The organism is Blautia sp. AM47-4 (genome assembly GCF_003479865.1).
Classification (GTDB): Bacteria; Bacillota; Clostridia; order Lachnospirales; family Lachnospiraceae; genus Fusicatenibacter; species Fusicatenibacter saccharivorans.
Genome location: NZ_QUHY01000093.1, coordinates 1 through 1,259 on the forward strand (window position 1 = coordinate 1; position 1,259 = coordinate 1,259).

The 1,259-nt window shown below is 54.6% G+C and carries 2 protein-coding genes and 2 pseudogenes; all 4 read right to left on the bottom strand.

The annotated features are described in order from the left end of the window. On the bottom strand, positions 1 to 193 hold a 193-nt coding region (locus DW965_RS18705), incomplete at its 3' end, for a hypothetical protein (RefSeq protein WP_119198678.1). 175 nt (positions 194 to 368) lie between these two features. After that, positions 369 to 709: pseudogene (locus tag DW965_RS18710) on the bottom strand (plasmid mobilization protein). Further along, positions 709 to 891 (bottom strand): DUF4316 domain-containing protein, encoded by a 183-nt coding sequence (locus DW965_RS18715; protein ID WP_117506403.1) that lies wholly within the window; start codon positions 889 to 891, stop codon positions 709 to 711. Before DW965_RS18715 ends, DW965_RS18710 begins: the two are co-directional and overlap by 1 nt. A gap of 12 nt (positions 892 to 903) precedes the next feature. Continuing rightward, positions 904 to 1,259: pseudogene (locus DW965_RS18720) on the bottom strand (hypothetical protein); the annotation flags it as partial.

Here is a 1,259-nt window from a genome sequence, read left to right on the forward strand (position 1 = left end):
AGGCAAGAAACAGAAATACAATCCCGCCTATGGGCGTCGGCGTGAAAAAGAGAGCGACACCCAGCACCGCCAGGATCACAGAGGCAATCGTCAGCAGGACGGCACAAATATCAAACAGGAACACCAGCAGAGCCGCCAGAAGGGACAACGCTAAAGCAAAGGGAGCAACCAATATTTTCAGCAGTATCTTCATCTTCAAAACCTCCTTTATCTATCCTTCCTACCTCTATTTTATCATGCCTGCCCGGGGACATAAATGTTGCGAAAGATTAGTAAATCCTGTCCCAAACCTTCGGGTCATACTGGCCCGAAGTGGTAAAAAAAGAGCAGGGCGGCAAGCCCCGCAACGGAAGCCTGCCGCCCTCGTCTTACTTTGCCACCAGCTCGGAGAGCTCCCGCAACACCTTTGACACCTCGCCCCACAGCTTTTCATAGTCCCGCTTCAATCCGTCGATTTCCTCCGGGTACACGCCATAGGTATGTGCGTGTATGGCAACCTGATTGAGATTGTTAGAACAGCGCCGTTGCAGAGAGATCAGCTCTTTTACGGGCGCAAGGTCGATGTGCAGGATATACCCATTCAGAGCCATTTTCCGTACATAAGCCCCGGCGTTAGAAATGCCCACCTCAGCATCCGTTCATGGATGGCTGCCAGCTCGTCCGGCGTTACCATGACGTGCAGATGGACATTCCGCTTGCGGTTCTCCATCAGCGTTCCAGCTCCCGGTCTTTCCGGCGCTCTTTGGGTTCCTTTACCTTATCAAGCGGTTTTGCGTCCAGCTCCGGGGGCGTGGGTGGGATGGGCGTGTTGTTGGGTACGCCGTCGATCATGTTGCAGTTCTGCTCCGTGGAGAGCTCGGCGGTTTTCAGATAGTTGTCTTTTTCGTGCATGGCGTTCCTCCTTTATCGTTCCTCATGGTTTTTATGGCTCCGCTTCTGGCCGGGCTCCTTCGGGGGTTTCTGCCCTCTGGTTCCTTCTTTAAGCCGGGCGGTAATGGATGGGCGCACCCGGTCAGGATTGCCCGGTGCTGGTTTCAGTTCATAATCCTCCATCTGCTTTTCGGTCAGCGGTTTTGCATAGGTCAGTTCGCCCCATGCCATCAGCCTGCCGTCTGCCACAGGACGCCGCCTGTCGTCATCGTAGTTGACAATGGAAAGAGGCTGGTTATCCGGCGGCTTCGGGTAAGTTCCTATGTCCACGGGCCGCTGGGTGGAATAATAGCGGTAAACGCCCTCCGGTCCCAGCTCGGTATGCTTGA